Below are 3,244 nucleotides of genomic sequence, written 5' to 3' on the forward strand. Positions count from 1 at the left end.
GGGAATCCTTTCGATTCACAAAACTCGGGAAACGCTCTAGAGGAAATCTGCCGCGACATCCCAAAGAATTTGCGGGTTCTCTTGGTTGAAGATCAAGTGCTGAACCAACAAGTCTTCGGCTTCATGATGGAGCCTTTTGGCGCAGAGTTTTTCACCGCGACCAATGGCGATGAGGGCGTGGAGGCCTTTGAGACCGCGACGTTCGACATCATCTTCATGGACATGCAAATGCCCGTCAAGGACGGGCTGGCCGCAACCCGAGAAATCCGCGCGATCGAAGCCCAAACAGGGGCAAAACCTACCCCGATCATCATGTTGACGGCCAATGCCGGGGAAAATCATCGCCGAGAGGCTTTGGCAGCGGGCGCAGACCTCCATGTTGCCAAGCCCGTCACGCAAGTGGCTATTGGTGATGCCATGCGCCTAGCTTTGACAACTTACGGAAAGCTCGCGCAAGCCCGAGTTTGAAGAGGGCAGGGGCTGGGTCCTCTGGCGTGTTTGGGGAGTGGCGCGTTTAAGTGGCGCACCAAAACGGCAAGCCTACTTCTTCTGGGCCTACTGCCTCTGCCCTACCAAGTCACCATGGTCGCACGTTTGGGGGCAAGGCCGTTTTCGAACTCGCGCAGAATGTCCAAGAATTCGAGAACTTCGATATTGGCTTCCTTTTCCTTGTTGAAGCGATAGGCCCAAAAGGACGAAATGTGCGAGATGATGCCCATGGAATGGCCTAGCTCAATGAAGAGTACTGGCGCGTCGAGCAAGAACTTACGAAACGCTGCGGTATTGCCTTTGTCGACAAGGTCGCGGAAGGCGTCGTCATAGAGCGACAAAACTTGTTGGCAGCTTTTGGCGCTGTCGCGAATGCGGCCGCGGATCGACTTTTTTAGATCATCGATCTCTTCGCGAATATTCTTGTCCATACGCCCTTTAATCTTGATCGAGTCCATCTCGCTGCTGATGCGGGTCAGTTTGTGGAAGGTCTCCGAGAACTGCCATTTGTAATAGATGAACCCCTTCCAGCTGAAGATGCCTTGGGTGAATTTTTCGCCTTCAAGACCCAGAGTGATCCGCAACGGATCCAGCCGTGAATCCGCATTGGTCGATAAAAGGGCGTCGGCCAGCTTTTTGACGAGCTCGGGTGGAATAGTGCCAACCTTGCTGCCAAACGCTATGGCGATCAGGGGGGCCATCTCGTTGGAAGTAAAGGTTTGCATCCGCGCGTTGTCCGCCGGTGAAATAGCGAAATAGCAATCAGCGGGGTGGTGGTGATAGCGGCGCAATTGCTCGCGCACCAAAAATGGGTCGAGCGATGGCAATTCATTGAGCATTTCAAGGATTTCAAAATCCTTTTGCAGCTCAGCCTCGGTGGCCCCAAGGACGTCGCACAAGGTCGCGCGCCAGCCCATTTGATTGACCAGGATAGAGCGTCCACCCGCCTTCAGGTCCGCGCGGTCTAGCGGAAACATGATCTTGGTCGCAACCGCAGTACCGTCGCTCAGCAGATAGGTCTCATCACTGCGCAGCCGGTGCTTGATGATAATAGCGCGATTTAATAAGGTGTCGAAGAAAAAAGGCGAACTGACCCGCGCCAAGTCGTCGGCGAACTCAACCGCGACCAAATGCAGGTTCAACACCCGGCTGGTCGAAGCGGTGTTTGTTAGTGCTGCTAAGCTTCTTACGCCACTCATGGATACTCACCTTAACATTCCAACTGGCGCACACAGAAACGCTTGTGATCGGCACGCGAAAGTTAGGTCAAGTCCAATTGAGATTTCGTAAACCTTGGTTACATCTGTGCAGACATTTTGCCGAAAAGGTGAACAAATTGCACAAGCTATCGCACTTCCCTCGGGGAAAGGCCTAGGTCGAAGTCCTTCAACAGCTCGATGAACTCTTCCACATTGGTTACTTCTGCTTGGGTGGGTTTGAACTGATAACGCCAATAAGAGACGATATGTGAAATCATGCCCATGGCGTGGCCCAATTCGATGAACAAACCCGGCGCTTCCAGTAGAAATTTGCGAAACTCTGCGGCATTTCCCTTTTTGGTGAGCCCGGCTAGCCCGTCATCATAAAGGGATAAGATATCGGCGGTTCGTTGAATTGCTTCTTGGATACGCGTCTTAATAGAGCCGCGAATAGTCGTGATCATATAGCCCAAGGTTGGGTCAATGCGGCCTCGTATCTTCATGGATTGCATCTGGGCAACGACTTTATAGAGCTCTGGCTTTGTCTCTACGAATTGCCATTTGTAATATAAGAAGCCCTTCCAACTAAAAATGCCACGTTGGAATTGCTCGCCCTCCAGTCCCAGCGTCACTTGCAGGGGGGCCAAACGGTGATCGGCATTGGTTGCGAGAATGGCGTTCGACATGCGTTTGACCAACTCACCGCCGGCTTCGGCCCCCGATTGGAAGGCCAGCGATACCAAGTCTCGTATTTCATTATAGGCAAATTTCTCCAGCCGAGCGGTGTCATTTGGCGTGATCGCGAAATAATCGTCTGATGGGGTCAGGTTATGACGCTTGAGCTGTTCGCGGACCAAAAAAGGATCAAGCGAGGGTAGTTCATTTAAGAGCTCAAGGACCAGGAGATCCCCGTCGAGCGTCACAACATCCTTGCCTAGAAAATCACAAATCGCGTTCAAATAGCCAATCTGATTGACAAATACAGACCGCCCGCCAACGCGCAGGTCATCATTATCGAGCGGAAATATGATTTTGGTGGCGACGGGCACGCTTTCATGGAAAAACTCAACCTCGTCGGGTCGTGGTCGGTGCTTGGTGATAATGGCACAGTTCAACAGCCGATCCTGGAAAAGTGGCGTATGTAGTTTGTCGCTGGCTCGCAACGCCTTGTGATCTATTGAATTCAGATTGAGAACGCGGCTTGTGGAACAGGTCTTGGCAAGGGCAGCTAGGCTGCGAACGCCTGTTGTATTAGGGCCACCAAAACTGCGTGCATGCATAGTAATAGAGAATGCTTCCCTATGAGTAATTTCAGATACGCAAAATTACCCGATCACATTGTTGATTATTTGACGGATACTAACGCGTATAGAATACAACTATACATTATCTATATTAACCCAAAAGCCTTAAGGCTTCGTGTATCATGGGCGCCGACAATTATGTGGTCAATCACACTTACTTTCAAAGGGCAGAGTGCATTGATAATCTCTCGTGTCATCGCAAGGTCGGCACATGGACACCCGCAAAAACTGCTCGCTTTGAGGCTGTTGATG

Annotated in this window: 4 protein-coding genes; 1 reads left to right on the top strand and 3 read right to left on the bottom strand. The window is 51.5% G+C overall.

The window, feature by feature from the left end; translation table 11 throughout:
• Positions 1-468, top strand: a 468-nt coding sequence (locus tag B7364_RS08365; RefSeq protein ID WP_157893599.1) for a response regulator, incomplete at its 5' end; no start/stop codon positions are given.
• Positions 469-569: 101 nt separating this feature from the next.
• Here B7364_RS08365 and B7364_RS08370 read toward each other — a convergent pair.
• The 3 genes from B7364_RS08370 to B7364_RS18400 form a co-directional block, all read right to left on the bottom strand.
• A complete protein-coding gene (locus B7364_RS08370; RefSeq protein ID WP_085339550.1) occupies positions 570-1,688 on the bottom strand; it encodes a hypothetical protein in 1,119 nt (372 codons plus the stop codon).
• Positions 1,689-1,834: 146 nt separating this feature from the next.
• On the bottom strand, positions 1,835-2,968 hold the full coding sequence (locus B7364_RS08375) for a hypothetical protein (RefSeq protein ID WP_085339551.1): 1,134 nt from the start codon (positions 2,966-2,968) through the stop codon (positions 1,835-1,837).
• A gap of 110 nt (positions 2,969-3,078) precedes the next feature.
• Entirely contained in the window at positions 3,079-3,189 is a 111-nt protein-coding gene (locus B7364_RS18400; protein ID WP_157893600.1) for a JAB domain-containing protein, read from the bottom strand.
• Positions 3,190-3,244 lie beyond the last annotated feature (55 nt).

Source organism: Aquidulcibacter paucihalophilus (assembly GCF_002105465.1).
Lineage (GTDB): Bacteria > Pseudomonadota > Alphaproteobacteria > Caulobacterales > Aquidulcibacteraceae > Aquidulcibacter > Aquidulcibacter paucihalophilus.